The sequence below is a fragment of the Mycobacterium sp. genome (assembly GCF_025933915.1).
GTDB lineage: Bacteria > Actinomycetota > Actinomycetes > Mycobacteriales > Mycobacteriaceae > Mycobacterium.
Window position 1 is genome coordinate 1 of record NZ_JAICZA010000096.1, and the last position, 18,180, is coordinate 18,180.

General features: G+C 66.9%; 19 protein-coding genes. 13 read left to right on the forward strand and 6 right to left on the reverse strand.

Annotation, left to right across the window (positions count from 1 at the left end; translation table 11 throughout):
* Window positions 1-1,071 (reverse strand): NADH:flavin oxidoreductase (locus Q0W90_RS15830; protein ID WP_297775177.1); only part of this gene is annotated, 1,071 nt, incomplete at its 3' end.
* Between the two features lie 99 nt (window positions 1,072-1,170).
* Here Q0W90_RS15830 and Q0W90_RS15835 point away from each other — a divergent pair.
* The 3 genes from Q0W90_RS15835 to Q0W90_RS15845 are packed head-to-tail and all read left to right on the forward strand — an operon-like array spanning window position 1,171 to window position 2,318.
* Window positions 1,171-1,518, forward strand: coding sequence for a hypothetical protein (locus Q0W90_RS15835; RefSeq protein WP_297775179.1), 348 nt, complete (start codon window positions 1,171-1,173; stop codon window positions 1,516-1,518).
* Complete coding sequence (locus tag Q0W90_RS15840; protein WP_297775181.1) at window positions 1,511-2,146, forward strand: Dabb family protein; 636 nt, start codon at window positions 1,511-1,513, stop codon at window positions 2,144-2,146. Before Q0W90_RS15835 ends, Q0W90_RS15840 begins: the two co-directional genes overlap by 8 nt.
* Window positions 2,139-2,318, forward strand: a complete 180-nt coding sequence (locus Q0W90_RS15845) for a hypothetical protein (RefSeq protein WP_297775182.1) — start codon at window positions 2,139-2,141, stop codon at window positions 2,316-2,318. The genes Q0W90_RS15840 and Q0W90_RS15845 overlap by 8 nt, the downstream gene beginning before the upstream one ends.
* A 29-nt stretch (window positions 2,319-2,347) precedes the next feature.
* Here the strand turns inward: Q0W90_RS15845 and Q0W90_RS15850 are convergent, their stop codons facing one another.
* A complete protein-coding gene (locus Q0W90_RS15850; protein ID WP_297775183.1) occupies window positions 2,348-3,238 on the reverse strand; it encodes an SDR family oxidoreductase in 891 nt (296 codons plus the stop codon).
* The gene (locus tag Q0W90_RS15855) at window positions 3,235-5,172 is read right to left on the reverse strand and encodes an NAD(P)/FAD-dependent oxidoreductase (RefSeq protein ID WP_297775185.1); all 1,938 of its coding nucleotides are present in this window, start codon (window positions 5,170-5,172) and stop codon (window positions 3,235-3,237) included. The genes Q0W90_RS15850 and Q0W90_RS15855 overlap by 4 nt, the downstream gene beginning before the upstream one ends.
* Window positions 5,173-5,265: 93 nt before the next feature.
* Between Q0W90_RS15855 and Q0W90_RS15860 the strand changes: the two genes are divergently transcribed.
* From Q0W90_RS15860 to Q0W90_RS15900, 9 genes are all read left to right on the forward strand, one after another.
* Complete coding sequence (locus Q0W90_RS15860; RefSeq protein ID WP_297698681.1) at window positions 5,266-6,864, forward strand: acyl-CoA synthetase; 1,599 nt, start codon at window positions 5,266-5,268, stop codon at window positions 6,862-6,864.
* A 158-nt stretch (window positions 6,865-7,022) separates the two neighbouring features.
* Window positions 7,023-8,162 (forward strand): acyl-CoA dehydrogenase family protein, encoded by a 1,140-nt coding sequence (locus Q0W90_RS15865; RefSeq protein WP_297775187.1) that lies wholly within the window; start codon window positions 7,023-7,025, stop codon window positions 8,160-8,162.
* Window positions 8,159-9,184, forward strand: a complete 1,026-nt coding sequence (locus tag Q0W90_RS15870; RefSeq protein WP_297595620.1) for an acyl-CoA dehydrogenase family protein — start codon at window positions 8,159-8,161, stop codon at window positions 9,182-9,184. The genes Q0W90_RS15865 and Q0W90_RS15870 overlap by 4 nt, the downstream gene beginning before the upstream one ends.
* Window positions 9,185-9,265: 81 nt before the next feature.
* Window positions 9,266-9,745, forward strand: coding sequence for a nuclear transport factor 2 family protein (locus Q0W90_RS15875; RefSeq protein ID WP_297775189.1), 480 nt, complete (start codon window positions 9,266-9,268; stop codon window positions 9,743-9,745).
* Between the two features lie 2 nt (window positions 9,746-9,747).
* On the forward strand, window positions 9,748-10,590 hold the full coding sequence (locus Q0W90_RS15880; protein ID WP_297775191.1) for an SDR family NAD(P)-dependent oxidoreductase: 843 nt from the start codon (window positions 9,748-9,750) through the stop codon (window positions 10,588-10,590).
* Complete coding sequence (locus Q0W90_RS15885) at window positions 10,587-11,570, forward strand: alpha/beta hydrolase (protein WP_297775193.1); 984 nt, start codon at window positions 10,587-10,589, stop codon at window positions 11,568-11,570. The genes Q0W90_RS15880 and Q0W90_RS15885 overlap by 4 nt, the downstream gene beginning before the upstream one ends.
* Window positions 11,571-11,615: 45 nt before the next feature.
* Window positions 11,616-12,692, forward strand: coding sequence for a hypothetical protein (locus tag Q0W90_RS15890; protein ID WP_297595624.1), 1,077 nt, complete (start codon window positions 11,616-11,618; stop codon window positions 12,690-12,692).
* The gene (locus Q0W90_RS15895) at window positions 12,689-13,492 is read left to right on the forward strand and encodes an SDR family oxidoreductase (RefSeq protein WP_297775195.1); all 804 of its coding nucleotides are present in this window, start codon (window positions 12,689-12,691) and stop codon (window positions 13,490-13,492) included. The genes Q0W90_RS15890 and Q0W90_RS15895 overlap by 4 nt, the downstream gene beginning before the upstream one ends.
* Window positions 13,493-13,513: 21 nt before the next feature.
* Window positions 13,514-13,957, forward strand: coding sequence for a nuclear transport factor 2 family protein (locus Q0W90_RS15900; protein ID WP_297601821.1), 444 nt, complete (start codon window positions 13,514-13,516; stop codon window positions 13,955-13,957).
* A 22-nt stretch (window positions 13,958-13,979) separates the two neighbouring features.
* On the opposite strand, the gene Q0W90_RS15905 is transcribed toward Q0W90_RS15900, so the two are convergent.
* Genes Q0W90_RS15905 through Q0W90_RS15915 form a run of 3 tightly spaced genes read right to left on the reverse strand, consistent with a single transcriptional unit; the run spans window position 13,980 to window position 16,212 of the window.
* Window positions 13,980-14,786, reverse strand: coding sequence for an SDR family NAD(P)-dependent oxidoreductase (locus tag Q0W90_RS15905; protein ID WP_297775197.1), 807 nt, complete (start codon window positions 14,784-14,786; stop codon window positions 13,980-13,982).
* A gap of 5 nt (window positions 14,787-14,791) precedes the next feature.
* Window positions 14,792-15,079, reverse strand: coding sequence for a ferredoxin (locus tag Q0W90_RS15910; RefSeq protein WP_297601828.1), 288 nt, complete (start codon window positions 15,077-15,079; stop codon window positions 14,792-14,794).
* A complete protein-coding gene (locus Q0W90_RS15915) occupies window positions 15,079-16,212 on the reverse strand; it encodes a Rieske 2Fe-2S domain-containing protein (RefSeq protein WP_297601831.1) in 1,134 nt (377 codons plus the stop codon). The genes Q0W90_RS15910 and Q0W90_RS15915 overlap by 1 nt, the downstream gene beginning before the upstream one ends.
* 100 nt (window positions 16,213-16,312) lie before the next feature.
* Between Q0W90_RS15915 and Q0W90_RS15920 the strand changes: the two genes are divergently transcribed.
* Window positions 16,313-18,055 (forward strand): 3-ketosteroid-delta-1-dehydrogenase, encoded by a 1,743-nt coding sequence (locus tag Q0W90_RS15920; protein WP_297775198.1) that lies wholly within the window; start codon window positions 16,313-16,315, stop codon window positions 18,053-18,055.
* The last annotated feature ends 125 nt before the right edge of the window (window positions 18,056-18,180 follow it).

Below are 18,180 nucleotides of genomic sequence, written 5' to 3' on the forward strand. Positions count from 1 at the left end.
CAGGTCCGGTTCGCGCAACAGCGCACGCCCCATCGCCACGAAATCGAAGCCTTCGCGCATACCGGTCTCCACGTGCTCGCGGTTGGTGATGCCCCCCAACAGGATCAGCTTGGTATTGCGCATGACAGGGACGAACTGGCGCGCATTCTCCAGCATGTAGAGGTCGTGGTAGGGGTAGTCCCCCATCGCCCACTTTCCGATGAAGCGGATCCCGGTGCGCATGGGCTGCGGCATGACCTGCGCGAATTCCTTGACCGGGACGTCACCACGAAACAGGTACATAGGCTTGAACACCGAAGAGCCCTGGGTCAATTCGATCGCATCAAGCACGGCGTCGGCGTCGAGCAGCGCGGCGGTGCGCAACGCTTCGCCGACCCAGATGCTGCCGGGTACGCCGTCGTCCATATCGAGCTTGGCAGTCACCGCGATGCGGTCACCGATCTCGTCGCGCACGCGCCGGGCGATCTCGCGGCAGAACCGTGATCGGTTGTCGATGTCACCGCCGTATTCATCCTTGCGCCGGTTGATCAAGGGACTCAAAAACGAGCTCGGCAGGTACAGGTGGCCGAAATGCAGTTCCACGGCGTCGAAGCCCGCATCGGCGGCCACCCTGGCGGCGGCGCCGAATTGGTCGATCACCCGCGCGATCTCGGCGCGCGTGATCTCGCGGCAGTAACCCATGGAAGCGGGGTTGATGAACCTGCTCGGCGCCATCGGAGTCACTCCGGTCAGCTTCTTCTGCGCCACCACACCCGCGTGGCCCAACTGCGCTGAGATCGCGGCACCGTCGTGGTGGACCGCTTCGGTCAGCTTGCGAAGCCCCGGAATGGCCGCCTCGCTCATCACGATCTGTCCGGGCGCGCTGGCTCCCTCGCGCGACACGCAGCAGTAGGCGACGGTCGTCATGCCGACGCCACCCCGGGCAACGGCGCGGTGGAACTCGATCAGATCGTCGGTGACCAGGCCCCGCGGCGATCGGCCTTCCGACGTAGCGGCCTTGATCACCCTGTTACGCAATGTCACCGGCCCTAGGACAGCGGGGGCGAAGGGATGGGGCGGCGCTGCGCTCATGCGGCCACCCTTACCCCGCATCCGGAGACGGTCAACGGTAGGTTCCCGGTGGTCGGGAGCCGCCGACGCCGCGTCACCCGGGTGTCATACGGTCGGCTCATGGCCGACGGCGAAGTCTTCGTGATCGACCGGGTGGTGGCCCGACCCGGATGTGCCCGCCGATTCGTTGACGCCTACCTCGCCGAGTACGCCCCCGGGGCGCGGGCACGGGGGATGCGGTTGCGCGACATTCTGGTGAGCCCACCGATCTGGTTCGACGACGACGTGAACGTCATCACGGCAACCTGGACACTGCCCAGTGCGCAGGCGTGGTGGGAGATGACCTGGAAGGGTCGACCCGATCCGACGCTGGGCGAATGGTGGTCGCGGATCGGCGAATTGGTGATCGATCGGTCCCGGTCGTTCGCCGCACGCGCCGGCGACGTGGACGGACTGTGCGATGTTTAGCGTCACGCGACTCATCGACGTCGCCGAGGCCGATCGCGACCGGATCCTCGAGGAGTTGCGCAGCGCCGCCAATGCCGCGGCGCCGCTACGCCGGGTGGTGCAACCGACGCTGCCCGGCTCGCGCAACGGGGGCGACATCCTGGCGCATCTGCGGTTCGGCTCGAAGGATCACTGGGATCGTGCGGCAGCACGTTTCGGTGAGATCTTGGATGACCCCGCGGTCAGCCGGGTGAACGGCGCGGCCTACGGCGGAACGCCCGTGCACACCGGCGACAAGCCGGGGACCGTGTACCGGGTGCTGCTGTTAAGGGTGCCGCCCGACACCGACGAGGCCACCGTCGCGCGTTTCGAGGCCGACCTGCAACTGATGCCCCGGTACGTGCGCACCATCACCGACTGGCAGCTGAGCAGGGTCGAGGAGGCGACCGGTGTCTCGCCGTGGACCCACGCGTTCGAACAACTCTTCACCGACGCGGACGGGTTGATGGGGCCCTACTTGATGCATCCGATTCACTGGGCGGTGGTGGATCGTTGGTTCGACCCTGAATGTCCCGACGTCATCGTGCGCGATCGCGTCTGCCACAGTTTCTGCCAGAGCGCCGCGGCCGTTCTTCGGCTCGGTGGCTAGGCCAGACGATGCGCTACTCGACGAGCAAGCCGGCGGATCGGTCATTGTCTGGCGGGCGACGTTCCGTTCGCGAATCCCGTTTGCGGGGCCCTTGATGTGGTTGATGCTGCGCATCAGCATGCCCAGCATGGCGACCGCGTTGGCCAGAGGAGCCGAGCAGCGACCGGCCTGATCGACGACACGCGTCAGCGCAAGGCCGCGTCAGATCCCCGCCGGAGCGATATTCGGGTTGGCAGTCGCCGGCGGCTCCAACGGGGGCAGTAATTCGGTACCGTCCAGGCTGTGCACCGGAAGTTGCTGCGACCACGGGTAATGCAGGCTGAAGGCGACCAACCCGGTGCGCTCCGCGGCGGGCACATGACACATTGCCAGCACCGTCTCGGCCAGGTACTCGACCGGTTCGGTCGGGAACGAATCCGGGATCAGCTGCGCGGCACCGGGTGTGCGGACCGCCGTCGACGGGCCGACGCAATTCACCGCGATGTTGGCGTCCAGCACCTCGGCGGCCACGCCCTGGGTGAACCGGTGCAGGGCGGCTTTGAGGGACGCGTAGATCACGTCGCCGGACGTCTTGTTGTATTCCCGGTACGGCCGGACCGGGGCCACGCCCGTGACCGAGCCGATGTTGACGATCCAGCCCGCCCCCTGGTTACGCATATGCGGCACGGCCGATTTCGTCAGCACGAACGGAACACGAAGGTAATGCTCCACGGTACGGTCGAACTTCTCCAAACTCATGTCCTCGACCGACGAGTAGTCGGCGAAACCGGCGTTGTTGACCAGGATGTCGATGCGTCCGGTGCGGTCCAGGACCGCTTCGACCAAGCCGTCGCGCTGCCGCGCATCCTCCAGGTCGCCCGCAATGCCGAACGCCGAACCACCGGCGGCCTCGATCAGCTCCACCGTTTCGCCGATGGTGCCGGGCAGGGCGGTGGTCGTTCCCGCCCGCGTCGACAAAGACGACGTGTGCGAACGTGCCGTGACCGCCACGGTGGCACCCTCGGCCGCCAGCCGCTGCGCGATGGCACGGCCGATACCGCGGCTGCTGCCGGTGACCAAAGCCGTTTTGCCGCACAGCAACCCGTCGCTCATCGAAGCTCGAGATCCTCTTCGACCGGGGCGCGATGGTCGCGCCAAAAGTCGACCAGACGGTACGGGAAGGAGATCACGATCCGGCCACCCGAGCGATAGTAGGTGTGGGCCGATGGGGTGTGGCGCCACACGGTGCCGGCCATGGCCGCATCGATGCCGGCGACATAGTCTTCGTAGGCGCGCTGCGTCACCTCCATGGCGGAGGCCTTGCGCAGCGCCATCAACTGCAGGCATTCCATCACGTAGTGCACCATCACTTCGACACCGAAGTTGTGGCCGGCGCCGTGTCCCGGACTGTAGTTGGGGGCCGAGGAAATGAACATGTTCGGGAATCCGGGCACCATCCCGCCACGGTAGGCCCGGGGGGCGTCGCCCCACTCGTCGGTCAGCTTCTTGCCGTCGCGACCCCGAATGTCCACGGTGGAAAGGAAATCCAGGTAGTAACCGGTCGCGTAGACGATGACGTCGAGGTCGATCTGCGTGCCGTCGGCGGTCACGATTCCGGCTTCGTTGACCCGGGCCGGCTCACTCGCCTCGACGTCCACGTGCTCGCGGGCCAGCGCCGCGTAGTAGCCGCCGGGGTCGCGGATGATCCGCTTGCCGTAGGGAGCGAAGTCGGGTGTGACCTTGCGGGCGAGTTCGCTGCCCGCCCCGAACACGCGATCGATGTACTCGAGGCAAATCTGCAGCAGCACGTCGTTGGCCGGCGAAATCGACAGGTGCTCGGCCGCCCAATCCTGGTCGTGCAGGATCACCGGATAGTTGTTGTCCGATGTCCCCCAATAGGATTTGAGCCGCACCCAATTGGCGTAGTACGGCAGCCGGGTGCCCAGCCACCGCCGGTAGGCGGGAACATCGTCGGACGACCGGCGTCGCGGCGCGACCCAGTGCGGCTGGCGTTGGAACACGGTCATGTGCGCGACCTGGTCCACGCACGCGTCGACGATCTGGACCGCGGTGCAGCCGGCTCCGATGATCGCGACCCTCTTGCCCGTGACGTCCAGCCTCCGATCCCACTGCGCCGAATGGATGGAAATTCCCGAGAACGTCTCGCGGCCAGGCAGATCCGGCCAACGCGGACGGTTGAGATACCCGGCGGCCGGGATCACCACATTCGCGTAGCTGACATCGCGCGTTCCGTCTGGGCCGACTGAACGGATCTGCCACTGCTGGCGCCGCTCCTCCCACCACAACGCTTCCACCCTGGTACCGAACCGCGTGTGCTTGCGCAGGTCGTTCTTGTCCGCCACCGACACCAAGTAGGCCTGGTACTCCGCACCCTGCGGGTAGTAGCTCGACCAGTCGCCGTTGATGTCGCGCGACAGCGAGTAGTACGCCGAGGGCGTGTCCACCCCGATGCCGGGATAGGTGGTGGTGTACCAGGTGCCGCCGACTTCGTCGTTTCGCTCGATGATCTGGTAATCGATGCCGGCCTCCGCGCACGCGAGCGCGGCGGTGATCCCGGCGATGCCCGCGCCGATGATGACCACCCGAAAGCCGGCGGGAAGCTTCGCGGTGCGCGGCAGCACCGGTTGCGATGGCTGGAATCCGCCTTGCTCGAGCAGTAGTTGAAGGTATTCGGGGCCGATCTCTCCCCCGAGCGCGACGGGGGCGACGCGAGTGAAGAGGTCGAGGTCGTCGGCGGGCACCGCGTCCGCCCGGCGCGGCTCCCGCAGTGCGGCGACGATCTCCTCGATGAGCTGCGCGGCCGTCTCCGGATCGGTGGCGCCCGCCTGCTCCGGCGGGTCCGGCACATAGGTGATTCTCGGCGCGAACCGGTCAACCACCGCCGGATCGCCGGTCAATTGCGCCAGGACGGCGACCAGCACCCCGGGGTCCGCCTGACGCAGGTTAGCCCGCAATTCGTCGACGTCTGCGGGATCCGGATCCGCCCATCCGGCGGTTTCGGTCGTAATGGGGACGCCAGCGCTCATGGCAACGAGTATCGGGGCGATCCGCGGCCAAGGGCAGGGCTTTGTCTACTCAGCGGGACGTGGACGACCCGCAAACGGGCGTTGGCGCTTACCGTGACCGGCATGCAGTCCGATGACGTCGACGCCATGATCGAACGGGCGCGAAGCCATGGACTCGGCGATATTCCCCGGCGGTCGGCCCGCCGGCACCCGCACAAGATCGCGATCATCGACGACGGTGTCATGCTGACCTTTGCCGAATTCGACAGTCTGGTAGACCGGACCGCGGCAGCGTTGCACGACAGCGGTTTTGGACCCGGCGGCCGATTAGGACTCTTGTCACGCAACTGCTGGCAGTACGCCGTGCTGGCATTCGCGACGGCGCGTGCGGGAGTGGTCTTGGTGCCGGTCAACTTCATGCTGACCGCCGAGGAGATCGCCTACATCCTCGATCACAGTCAGGTCGGCGGCTTCGTCGTCGAAGCGGAGCTGACGCCGACCGCCGAAGAGGCGATCCGGCGTGGCGGTGTGGTCAGGACCAAAGTCGCCCTGCTGCCGAGCGGACACGAAGGCATAGCCGGTTGGGCGGATTTCGCCCAGTGGCTGACCACCGACACACCGGCGCCGAGCCCGCACATCGATGACGACCAACCCCTGCGGCTGATGTACACCAGCGGGACCGAATCCCGTCCCAAGGCCGCCATCCACACCAGCCGCAGCCTGATGTGGCAGTACGTCAGCACGATCGTCGCCGGCGACATGTCGCACGACGACGTCGAGATCCACTCGCTGCCGCTGTATCACTGCGCCCAGCTGGACAACTTCCTGGCCACCGACATCTATCTGGGCGCCACCAGCATCATCCTGCCGCGTCCCGACCCCGAAACGGTGTTGCGCACCGTCGAGCGTTACCGCGTCACCAGCTATTTCGCTCCCCCGACGGTGTGGATCTCGCTGCTGCGCTCACCGGTATTCGATCAGGTGGACCTGTCCAGCCTGCGTAAGGGCTATTACGGCGCCTCGGCGATGCCCGCGGAAATCCTGCACGAGATCCGCGAGCGGCTGCCCCACCTACGACTGTGGAATTTCTACGGCCAGACCGAGATGGCGCCACTGGCCTGCGCGCTGGGACCCGACGAGCAGGACGCACACGCCGGTTCGGCCGGACGGCCGGTGGTCAACGTGGAAACAGCCATCCTCGACGACGACGACCACCCCGTCGCATCCGGCGTGGTCGGCGAGATCGCCCACCGCAGCCCGCATTTGACCCTGGGCTACCTGAACGACCCGGAACGCACCGCGGCGGCTTTCAGGGGCGGCTGGTTCCACTCCGGCGACCTGGGCTACTACGACGAACACGGACTGCTGCACGTCGTGGACCGCAAAAAGGACATGATCAAGACCGGTGGCGAGAACGTGGCCAGCCGCGAGGTCGAAGAAATCCTCTACTGGCACAACGGTGTTCAAGAGGTTGCGGTGTTCGGCCTGCCCCACCCGGTGTGGGTGGAGGCGGTGGTGGCCGCCGTCGTCCCCCGCGACGGCGTCACCCTCACCGAGGAGGAGCTGTTCTCGCACTGCCGGGCGCACCTGGCCGGATTCAAGACGCCCAAACGCGTCTTCCTCGTGGATGCGCTTCCGAAGAACCCCAGCGGCAAGTTGCTCAAACGCCTGCTGCGGGAGCGTTTCAGTCTCGAACAGCACGCGTTCGGTTGATCCCGAACCCGGCCGCGCCGGGTTCGAAGAGTGTCCGCCGAGCAAGTCACTACAGTTGCCCTCATGAGCGCGCCTCTCGATATCGCCAGCGACGGACCGACGCGGGTCTGGACCACCAACCCGCCCGGGCAGCGCATCGCGAAGTGGACGACGCACCGATGACACTCCCCCGTTTGGTGCCGCCCGCCAGCGTCGACGCCACGGTGACCGAGGAATTGCGTTACGAGGTGCGCGATTTTCTTGCCGACCAAGTGGTCGCCGGCGCCTTCACCCCGTCGGTCGATGCCTGGTTGACGGGCTGGGACGAGAAATTCACCGCCGCGCTCGCCGAACGCGGTTGGTTGGGCATGACGGTGCCGTCCGAATACGGCGGCCACGGGCGCTCCTTCCTGGAACGGTTCGTCGTGACCGAGGAACTGCTGGCCGAGGGCGCACCCGTCGCCGCACACTGGATCGCCGACCGCCAGATCGTGCCCTCGCTGCTCAAATACGGCACGGAACAACAGAAGCAGGAGTTCCTCCCCCGCATCGTGCGCGGAGAATGCTTCTTCGCCATCGGGATGAGCGAGCCGGACGCGGGCTCCGATTTGGCCAGCGTGCACACCCGCGCCACCCGCGTCGACGGGGGCTGGTCGCTGACCGGCAGCAAAGTGTGGACCTCAGGCGCCCACCTCGCGCACGCGTTCATCGCGCTCGCGCGCACCGCGCCGGTGGACCCGGCGAATCGGCATGCAGGGCTGAGCCAGTTCATCCTCGACCTGCGCGGACCCGGCATCGAGATCCGCCCGATCGTGTCCATGAACGGCGCCCACCACTTCAACGAGGTGATCCTGGATTCGGCGTTCGTCCCCGACGCCATGGTGTTCGGTGAGATCGGCAACGGCTGGCAGCAGGTGACCTCCGAGCTCGCCTTCGAACGCAGCGGGCCGGAGCGGTTCCTGTCCACGTTCGTGCTGTTGGCGGCCTGCGCCGACCGCATGGCGTCAAACGCCATCCCTCGCGATCCGAATCTGGGGAGATTGGTGGCGCGCATCGCCGGCCTGCATCAGATGTCCACCGCGGTGGCCGGTGCGCTGGAACGGCACGAACCCGCGGACCTACCGGCCGCGGTGGTCAAGGTGCTGGGCACCATCACCGAAGGCGACATCGCGGAATCCGCTGCCCTGCAGGAGTCCCCCGACTCGAGATTCTCGGGCCTGGTGTGCGCGGCCCTCGATCAGCGGCCCGGCTTTACCCTGCGCGGCGGCACCAACGAGGTCCTGCGTGGCGTGATCGCGCGCGGATTGGGCATGCGATGAGCGCCCGGCCTTCGGTTGACGCCGCGCTCGTCGACATGATGGAAGCGTTATTTTCCGATTATCGCGAAAAGCGCGTGGCCGCCGGAACGGTCGAGCGCGACCCCGCCCTCTGGCAGCGCCTCGACGAACTCGGCCTGGCCCGGCTCACCGGTGCGGAACAGCACGGCGGCAGCGGGGCAAGTTGGTACGAAGCGGCCGAGCTCCTGGCCGCAGCGGTCAGGCATGGGGTCCGAATTCCGTTGGCCGAGCATGACTTATTGGCGTGCTGGCTTCTGGAGACCAGCGGGATGCCCGCGGGCGACGCGGTTCGGACTATGTGCGTGCTCGACAAACACGGAACCGCGACAGACGTCCCCTGGGCCGCTTCGGCCGACCGGATCGTGGTCGTGTGGCGAGCACAGGGCGGGCACCAAGTCGCCGACGTCGCCGCCGGGCAGCTCACGATCACCCCGGGTAGCAACCTGATCGGCGAGCCACGCGACGCGGTGGCCGCCGAGCCGGCCACCCTGCAAGGCGTCCCGGTCACCGCAGCCCTCCTCACCCAGCTGCGGCTCAAAGCCGCCCTGGTGCGATCCATCCAAGTGAGTGCCGCGCTGGATCGGATCCTGCAACTGTGCATCGACCACGTGGCTTCGCGGGTTCAGTTCGGCCGCCCCCTGTCCAAGTTCCAGGCGGTACAGAACCTGATCTCCGATATCGCCGCCGAGGCCGCACTCGCGCGAGCGGCGACCGAGGCCGCACTGCACGCCGCAGTCATCGGAGACTGGTCGACGCCCGACGTGGCTTTCCTTGTGGCCGTGGCGCGTTCGTGTGCCGGCCACGCGAGTTCAGTGGTGGTACGCAACGCCCACCAGGTGCACGGCGCGATCGGCACCACCCGTGAGCACGCGTTGCACGAGTTCACGCGGGCCGCGCTCGCATGGCGCTCGGAGTTCGGCTCGGTGCGGTATTGGGACGAACAGGTCACCGACGCCGCGCTGCACGCGAGCACCGGCGGACTGTGGAGCCTGATCACCGGGTGACACCGCCCGAGCGCGAACGAGTGTTCCACTGACCGGGCATCGGCGGTGTTATCGCGACCACACCCGGTGTTGACTGACGCCATGAGCGACGACATCACGCTGCCCGAATTGCAGGAGTTCATCGCGTCCTTCTGGTACCACTACGACGAGGCCCACTACGACGCGCTGGCGGCCAGTTACGCCGAGGATGTGCACTACCTGACCCGAAGCGATTCCGGCGCAAGTCCTTTCGAAGACCTGATGTCACCGGAGCTCAAAGGCCGCGACGCGGTGATGGAATGGCTGTCCGAGCACCGCAAGCAGAGCCCCTACCCGTTGCGACACCACGCCACCAACCTGTGCCGCACCGGCACCGACGGCGACGTCACCCGCGCGCGGTTTTACATCTTCGTCAACCAGATCGCCGACTTCGTACCGTTCGCGGTGTCCAGCGGTGTGGTCAACGTCGGCGTTCGGCGCGGCGCCAACGGACTGGAATTCACCGAGATGGACGTGATCCTCGACGCCACCAACTCGGTCCTGCTCTCGGAACTGCACGCCGGAAGCGCCGCCGACTCATAGTCATGGACGCTCGGGAAGCCTTCGGGGGCGGAGTCGCGGTCATCACCGGTGCCGGATCCGGCATCGGCGCCGGGCTGGCCCGACACGCCTCCCGATTGGGCATGACGGTGATGCTGGCCGACGTCAACGGGGACGCCGTCGCGGCCCTGCGCGACGAGTTGTCCGCGGCCGGTGGCGTGGCTCACGATGTCGTCTGCGACGTGCGCGACCCCGAGGCGGTGCGCGATCTCGCCGACCGTGCCTACCGTGACGCCGGGCCGGTGCGCCTGTTGGTGAACAACGCCGGCATCGAACAGTTCGGCTACCTGTGGGACACGCCGGTGGCGAACTGGCAGCGCATCATGGACATCAACGTCAGCGGTGTCTTCTACGGCGTGCGCGCGTTTCTGCCGAAGATGATGGCCACCGACGAGCCGGCGTGGGTGTGGAACCTGTCGTCGGTCGGCGGGGTGGTGGCGATCCCCTTGCAGGGGCCCTACATCGTCAGCAAGCACGCGGTGCTGGCGATGACGGAATGCCTGCGCCTCGACGTCGAGTCGGCCGGGCACGGCCACCACGTTCACGTGCAAGCCGTGCTGCCGGGCGCGGTGGTATCCAACATCTTCGAATCGGCGGGCGGGGTGGACGCGTCGGCCGCCCCGGACGTCGCGGCCGCCGAGCGGCAGCGCGCGGCCATGCTCGAGATCAAGGCCGGGGCCATGGATCCCCTGGCCGCCGCCGAAACGGTGTTCGAGCAGGCCGCCGAGGGCCGCTTCTACTTACTCACCCAGCAATCCGTCGCGGCGGCCATGACCGAACGTGCGAACGTGCTTGCCGCGCAACGCCCGCCAGAGCTGAGACGATGAAGACTCCCGCCCTGGACCCCGACGCGGCCGCGCGGGTCGCCTCGTTCGGCGAGATCGCTCCGATGCGGCAACGGGGTTTGGCCGCGGTGCGCGCCGGACTCGAATCCGCGCCGCTGCCGCAGTCGATGCCCGAGATGACCAGCGTCACCGAGACGCTCATCCCCGGCGCCGGCGACGGAGTTTCCATTCGGATTTATTGTCCGACAGGGGATTCCGGTGCACCGGTGTTGATCTACCTGCACGGCGGCGGACTGGTGATGGGCTCCAACCACTGCTTCGAGCCGCTGGCGCGTGCGCTGGCCTCCGCCTCGACGGCCACCGTCGTGGCCGTGGACTACCGGCTAGCCCCGGAGTCCCCGCCGCCCGCGCAGTTCGACGATGCCTACGCGGCCACCGAATGGGTGTCACGAAACGCCGGCGAGTTGGGCGTCGACGCCGACCGGCTCGCGGTCGTCGGCGACAGCGCCGGCGGCTCGCTGGCGGCGGCGGTGGCGCTGGCCGCGCGCGATCGCCACGGACCGGCGATCTGTGCGCAGGTGCTGCTGTATCCCGGCTTGGACCGCGACATGTCCGTCGCCTCGATCGCCGCGCTGCCCGACGCACCGCTGCTCGCCCGCGACGACATCGACTACATGCACGCGCTGACCGACGGGGACGCCGGGCCGCCCACCGACCCGTATCTCGTCCCGGCGTACGCGGCCGACCTGTTGGATCTACCGCCGGCCATCGTGGTCACCGGGGGCTGCGACCCGATCCGGGACTGGGGTGAGCGCTACGCGGAGCGGCTGCGCGACGCCGGCGTGCAGACCACCGTCACCAGGTATCCCGGCATGTACCACGGCTTCCTGATGCGCTCCGATGCCACCGCACGGGGCCGGCTGGCTATCGCGGAGGTCGGGGCGCTGCTGCGGGCCAAGTTTGCCCATCCGCTTCGGTTTGGCGTCCCGATCACCGGACAGCCGTCCCCCGCGTCGCGGTAACGCTGCGCACAATCAACCGATCGTGAACTGCAAAGGAGACAGCTGATGCTCACCGACGAGCGCCGGATGGAGCTTTCCGACGTGTTGCGGCCGGCCGCGCCACCCCGCGAAATCGACAACGTCTACACGGACGATCAGCGCGAGCGCCTGCTCGACGTGGTGCGCACCGAAGGTCCCTGGAAGCTGATCATCGCTCAACACTTCGCGTCGGCCGACGAATTGATCGCGACGATGAGCGGCGTCTTCCCCGAAGGGTTCACCCCGACGCTGGATCTGTTTCTCACCCCGACCTTCCGCGGCTATCTCGCCAACTACGGCGCGGTGCTCTACCCCGAACTGCACGACTGCTTCTATAACGCACGGTTTGTGGAGATGGCCAAGAGCTACTGGGATGCCGAATACGCCAAACCAGAGCTGATGCTGTTCAACATCAATGGGCCGTGCGCGAATCGCGATCCGGGCCACCTGGATTCACCGAGTTTCCGCGGCGTGCGGCACGAGAACGCACCGACGTGGCTCACCAGCGTGATGGGCAAATCCGGTCTGTTCGGCGACTACCTGATCAAGATGGCTCAGGTGATCACCTGGTTCTCGCTCGACTCGGGCAGCGGATTCACCTACTGGCCCGAGGGCCCACTCCAGGCGCCCGGGCGCGTCCTGCCGCCGATCTACAACCGTGGCGTCGTGGTGCAAAACGAGATGATGGTGCATCGCGGTGAGGCGAACGGGCCACTGGACCAGCAGATTCCGGCCGGACTGGGCTTCGACACGGTATTCACCGGTGATGCTGACGACCGCGACCACTGGTTGTTGAAGAACGGTGACGAGGTGATCGCGCGTCACCACACCCAGCAGTTGCGGTTTCTCGTGCATTGGTCGGCCGAGGTGTTCTCCGACTTCGACGAGTTGAAGAAGAACATGGAAGGCTCCGATGACCTGACCGTCGAGAAGGCCATCGACATGATGGTCGATGACCTCAAGGCGAGAGGCATCAAGCTCGACGTTCCCAGCGAACCGCTGCACGATCCGGCGTTCATCAGCACGCTCAACGCCGCCTATGACCTGGGTGGCCCGGCCAGCTACCCGGAGGAGGCCCCGGTCAGCGCCTTCCAGCTGGCATGAGCGAAACATCGCGGCTGACGGATCGTTTCGCCGATCGGCGGGTCATCGTCACTGGAGCCGGTTCCGGCATCGGACAGGCCACCGTGGCCCGGCTGCTCGACGAGGGGGCCACCGTCGTGGCCTACGACGTCTCCGCGGACGGGTTGGCGCGCACGGCGGCCGCCGCCGACGACGCCGGTACCGGCAAGCGCCTGACCACGGCCGTCCTCGACATCTCCGACGAGGATGCCGTCGCCACCGCGGTGGACACCGCGGTAACCGACCTGGGCGGCCTCGAAGTGCTCGTCAACGCGGCCGCCATTCAGCGTTGCGCCCATACCCACGAGCACACGTCGGCCGACTGGAACGCCACCATCGCGATCAATCTGACGGGCACCTTCCTGATGACGCGGCAGGGCCTGCCGGCGCTGCTGGAATCCGGTCGCGGTGTGGTGGTCAACTTCACCTCCACCGCAGCGTCATTCGCCCACCCCTACATGGCCGCGTATGCCGCCAGCAAGGGCGGAGTGTTGTCGTTCACGCACTCGCTGGCGCTCGAATACTCCAAGCAAGGATTGCGCGCCGTCAACATCCAACCCGGCGGAGTCTCGACGGCCCTGGCCAACAGCACGCTCGAGAAAATGCCCGACGGCTACGACCTCGGCTTGTGGGCCAAGCAAACCCCGTTGCTGCACGGAAAAGACAGCGAGATACTCGGCGACCCGAGCGCGGTCGCCTCGGTGATCGCCATGGTGGCCTCCGATGACGGTGCTTTCATCACCGGAACCGAGATTCGCATCGACGGCGGTGCGCACGCCTAGCCGCCAAAGAAGGAGTGCCCCATGGCTTCCGATCGTCTGCAGCTTCTGTGTGATGAGCGTGACGTGGAACGCGCGCTCAACGTGTTCGCCCGCGCCATGGACGACCGCGACTGGGCGGCGATGGCCGAGATCCTTGCCGAGGATGCGCACGGGGATTTCGGGACAGGGCGGTTGGAGGGCAGCAATGCGATCATAGAAACGATTCGCGGATTCCTCGACAAGTGCGGTCCCACGCAACACTTCTTGGGCAACGTCGTCATCGACGTCACGGGCGACACCGCGGTGAGTCGCGCCTATATCCGTGATGTGCACCTGAACGGGAACGCCGATCCCGCGACGCGCTTCTACACCATCGGCGACTACCACGACACGTGGCGGCGGCGGCCCGATGGATCGTGGTGCTTGACGGAGCGGGTCAAGGCCAATCGGGCTTACGTCGGAGCGCTCGACGTATTCGGTGGGTGACGGGTTGTCCGTCTGACGCCTGCTAACGCACCACGACGGTGCTCGGCGTCCGCGGCGAGCCGAGCATGTCGCGGTGTGACGGCGGGCGGCGGCCGCCCTCGTCGGTGATGCCGTAGCGCTGCCCAAGTTCCGCCCCGATCAGCGCCTGCCCGCTCAGCTCCGCCAACCGCGGGTCGGAGAATAGCGCATCGATCAAATATCCGGTGAATTCGGGTGTTTCGGCATGTTCGGCCATCGCGGCCAGCCCCGCGGGATCCGCGCTAAAAGCGGCGCGCAGCTTTTCGGTCAGCAGGATGCCCATCCAGATCGACACCGTCGCGACCCCGGTGTCCTGGAAATCCACTGCCATGTCCGCGACCATCTTGTCGATACCGGCCTTCTGTGCGCCGTACGCCGGACCGTGCATGTAGCACACCGACCCCGGCGATGACGAGAAGGCGATCAGACCCCGGCCGGCGGCAACCAGCAGCGGTGCGGCGCACCACGACGCCACGTAGGACGATCGCAATCCCACGTCGAGCACGTCGACCAGCTCGAGGGGCTTCTCCCAGAACGGCTTTGGGCTGACCAGTGCGTCGGAGATCGTCGCGGCGTTGTTGACCAGCAGGTCCAGGCGCCCGCACTCGAATTGCACACGGTCGAACAGTCCTGCGACGGCGTCGTCGTCGCCGTGATCGACACGGACGGGCACGACACCCGGTGGAGTGTCACCGATGGTGCGGCCGGTCGCATACACCCGCCAGTCGCGGTCGGCAAGCGCGGCCGCGATACCGCGTCCCGCGCCGCGGCTCGCTCCGGTCACCACGGCAACCCGTTCTGCAGCACTCACGGCAGTCAGACTACGGGGTCGACGATCGCCAACTCCCCTGTGGCGACGGCGAGCTGGATCGAGTCCCGCAGTGCGGCACACCCCAGGAAAGGCCCGCGATGATGACCAGCGAGGCGCTCGGCCTCTTGGCGTTCGATACAGCGCGCCGACGCGCGCTCATCCCACTGCACGCTCGTCTGGTCCCAGCTGCTTTTGCGGGCCAACACCTCCGCACCGCATTCGCGGCACGTGATCGGGGCCATGGGCGTGTCGACCAGTCGGTTGTCGGTCCTGACCGACCAGTCGAGTGCCATCACACCGAACCCGCCGCCTGAGCCGCCATGTTCGCCTCGACCTCTTTCATCCACGCCTCATACGGTCGGGTGGTGTCGAGTTCGAATTCGAAGCGGTCCACCATGTCCGGTTGCACGTCGGTGGCGTCGACATAGAACTGCTGATACCAGCGGCGCAACTGGTAAACCGGACCGTCCTCTTCGACCAGGAGCGGGTTGTCGATACGCGCCTTGTGCCGCCAGATTTCGACGTCCTGTTCGAAACCGAGCTTGACGTAGTCGCCAAGGGTGATCGCGGTCTGCATAGCCTGCTCGTCGGGCAGCGTATCCGACTTCTTCACGATGATGCCGTATTGCAGCACAAAGGAATTCGCATCGATCGGATAGTGGCAATTGATGAGGATCGTGTTGGCATCGCCATGCGCGTAGTGATACGTCAGGTCGTCGATCATGAACGAGGGGCCGTAATAGGACGCGACGGATGTCGTGCCCAGCATGTCCGATCCGGTGCCGCCCATGTCCGGTCGGCTTCCACCGTTCATGTATTGGGTGGCCACGTGCCCCTCGAAGATGTTCTTGAAGTAGGTGGGCAACGAGCCGTGAATATAGAAGAAGTGCGCCATATCCACGACGTTGTCGATGATTTCGCGGCAGTTGCTTCCCACGACCGTGGTGTACCAATGCCAGTCGGTCCACTGGTCGCTGGTGGCGCCCTCGATGCGCGGGATCGTCACCTCCGGGGGCGCCGGTTTGCGCTCGGGGTCGTTCCACACGAACAACAAGCCGTCCTGTTGCAGGGTTGTCCAGGCCTGCGTGCGGGCCAGTTTGGGGGTGCGCCTGCTGTAAGGCACCTGTTTGCATCGCCCGTCGCCGCCCCAGCGCCAGTCGTGGAACGGGCACGCGATCTCGTCGCCCTTGACCTGACCCTGCGACAGGTCGCCGCCCATGTGCCGGCAGTAGCTGTCGAGCACGTTGATGGTGCCGTCACCGCTGCGGAACACGACGAGTTTCTGCCCGAATGCGTTGATCGCGTGGGGCTTGCCATCGGCGAAATCCCGGATGAGTCCCAGGCAGTGCCAGCCACGGGCGAAGCGTGTCGGTGCGGCCTGTGCTTCTATCAGCCGAACCTCGTCGACCTCGGTCTGCGACGTCATGAGCACGAGTCAACTCCCCCGCGCCGGTCCGTGGGCCCGATTGTTCCACTCATCAGGATGACTCTTCTGTGTCGCGCCGCGCCGGCCTACCGTTTCGGATGTGACGACGCGCAGCACGACCATCCCCGCCGGACTTCCCGTCGCCGACACAGCCGTTGATCTGCTTGTCGTCGGCTCCGGCACCGGCATGGCCGCGGCATTGGCCGCCCACGAATTCGGGTTGTCGGTGCTGATCGTGGAGAAATCGTCCTACGTGGGCGGCTCGACCGCGCGGTCCGGGGGCGCACTGTGGCTGCCCGCCAGCCCGGTGCTGGCCGAAGCCAACGCCGGCGACACCGCCGAGCGCGCCGGCGCCTACCTGGACGCGGTTGTCGCCGGGTCGGCGCCGGCGCAGCGATCGGCGCAGTTTGTGGCGCACGTGTCGGCGACCGTGGACATGCTGCGCCGCACGACGCCGCTGCGGCTGTTTTGGGCCCGTGACTATTCCGACTACCACCCCGAGGAGCCCGGCGGCAGCGCGGCCGGGCGCACCTGCGAATGCCGGCCCTTCGACACCTCGCTGCTCGGCGACTACCGCACCCGGTTAGAGCCCGGCTTGATGGAGGTCAGCGTCCCGATGCCGACGACCGGGGCCGACTACCGCTGGATGAATCTGGTCACCCGGATGCCGCGCAAGGGCCTTTCCACGTATGGCAAGCGACTGGCACAGGGCGTGGGAGGCCGCATGCTGGGCCGGCGTTACGCCGCGGGTGGTCAGGGCTTGGCGGCCGGTCTGTTCACCGGAGTGGTGCGGGCGGGAATCCCGGTATGGACCGAGACCACGCTGGTGCGCCTCATCCGCGATGGTGATCGGGTGGCCGGCGCCGTCGCCGACCACGGCGGTCGCGAGGTGACGATCACCGCGCGGCGCGGCGTGGTGCTGGCCGCCGGCGGTTTCGACCACAGCATGGAGATGCGGTGGAAATTTCAGTCGGAGTCGTTGGGTGCCGATGTCAGCCTCGGCGCCGCGACCAATACCGGCGACGGGATCCGCGCGGGTCAGGAAATCGGCGCCGACATCGATCTGATGGATCAGGCGTGGTGGTTCCCGGCCGTCGCGCCACTGCCCGGCAAGGCGCCCGCGGTGATGCTGGCGGAACGGTCCCTGCCGGGCTGCCTGATCGTGGATCAGAAGGGGCGCCGGTTCACCAACGAATCGGCGGATTACATGTCCTTCGGGCAGCGGTTGCTCGAGCTGGAGCGATCCGGCAGCCCGGTCGAGACGATGTGGATCATCTTCGACCAGCAGTACCGCAACAGTTACGTCTTTGCCGCCGAACTATTTCCGCGAATGCGCATCCCGCAGGCCTGGCATGACGCCGGAATCGCGACCCGGGCGGATAACCTCACCGATCTCGGCGCACAGATCGGCGTTCCGGTATCGGAGTTCTTCGACACGATGACCCGGTTCAACCACAACGCCGCCGCCGGAGAGGATCCCGACTTCGGCCGCGGACGCAGCGCCTACGACCGCTACTACGGCGACCCGACGATCAAGCCGAACCCGAACCTGCGCCCGTTGGTCAAAGGCCCCTTCTACGCCGTGAAAATGGTGCTGTCCGATCTGGGCACCTGCGGTGGGCTCAAGACCGACGAGCGGGCGCGGGTGCTGCGCGAAGACGGCAGTGCGATCGCGGGGTTGTATGCGATCGGCAACACCGCCGCGAACGCATTCGGCACGACGTATCCGGGCGCGGGCGCGACGATCGCGCAAGGTCTGGTGTACGGCTACATCGCGGCGAAGGACGCGGCGATCGCGAGCGCGGCGCAGCCGGGCGAAGCGGGTCACCGCCACCAGAACTAGCGGCGATCGCGAGCGCGGCGCAGCCGGGCGAAGCGGGTCACCGCCACCAGAACTAGCGGCGATCGCGAGCGCGGCGCAGCCGGGCGAAGCGGGTCACCGCCACCAGAACTAGCGGCGACCTACGA

Excerpts from the sequence above, each read along its gene's own strand:
- Q0W90_RS15875 (WP_297775189.1), top strand. The coding sequence starts at position 9,266 with ATGAGCGACGACATCACGCTGCCCGAATTGCAGGAGTTCATCGCGTCC.
- Q0W90_RS15840 (WP_297775181.1), top strand. The coding sequence starts at position 1,511 with ATGTTTAGCGTCACGCGACTCATCGACGTCGCCGAGGCCGATCGCGAC.
- Q0W90_RS15850 (WP_297775183.1), bottom strand. The coding sequence starts at position 3,238 with ATGAGCGACGGGTTGCTGTGCGGCAAAACGGCTTTGGTCACCGGCAGC.
- Q0W90_RS15890 (WP_297595624.1), top strand. The coding sequence starts at position 11,616 with ATGCTCACCGACGAGCGCCGGATGGAGCTTTCCGACGTGTTGCGGCCG.
- Q0W90_RS15835 (WP_297775179.1), top strand. The coding sequence starts at position 1,171 with ATGGCCGACGGCGAAGTCTTCGTGATCGACCGGGTGGTGGCCCGACCC.
- Q0W90_RS15865 (WP_297775187.1), top strand. The coding sequence starts at position 7,023 with ATGACACTCCCCCGTTTGGTGCCGCCCGCCAGCGTCGACGCCACGGTG.
- Q0W90_RS15910 (WP_297601828.1), bottom strand. The coding sequence starts at position 15,079 with ATGGCACTCGACTGGTCGGTCAGGACCGACAACCGACTGGTCGACACG.
- Q0W90_RS15885 (WP_297775193.1), top strand. The coding sequence starts at position 10,587 with ATGAAGACTCCCGCCCTGGACCCCGACGCGGCCGCGCGGGTCGCCTCG.
- Q0W90_RS15900 (WP_297601821.1), top strand. The coding sequence starts at position 13,514 with ATGGCTTCCGATCGTCTGCAGCTTCTGTGTGATGAGCGTGACGTGGAA.
- Q0W90_RS15895 (WP_297775195.1), top strand. The coding sequence starts at position 12,689 with ATGAGCGAAACATCGCGGCTGACGGATCGTTTCGCCGATCGGCGGGTC.
- Q0W90_RS15870 (WP_297595620.1), top strand. The coding sequence starts at position 8,159 with ATGAGCGCCCGGCCTTCGGTTGACGCCGCGCTCGTCGACATGATGGAA.
- Q0W90_RS15880 (WP_297775191.1), top strand. The coding sequence starts at position 9,748 with ATGGACGCTCGGGAAGCCTTCGGGGGCGGAGTCGCGGTCATCACCGGT.
- Q0W90_RS15915 (WP_297601831.1), bottom strand. The coding sequence starts at position 16,212 with ATGACGTCGCAGACCGAGGTCGACGAGGTTCGGCTGATAGAAGCACAG.
- Q0W90_RS15855 (WP_297775185.1), bottom strand. The coding sequence starts at position 5,172 with ATGAGCGCTGGCGTCCCCATTACGACCGAAACCGCCGGATGGGCGGAT.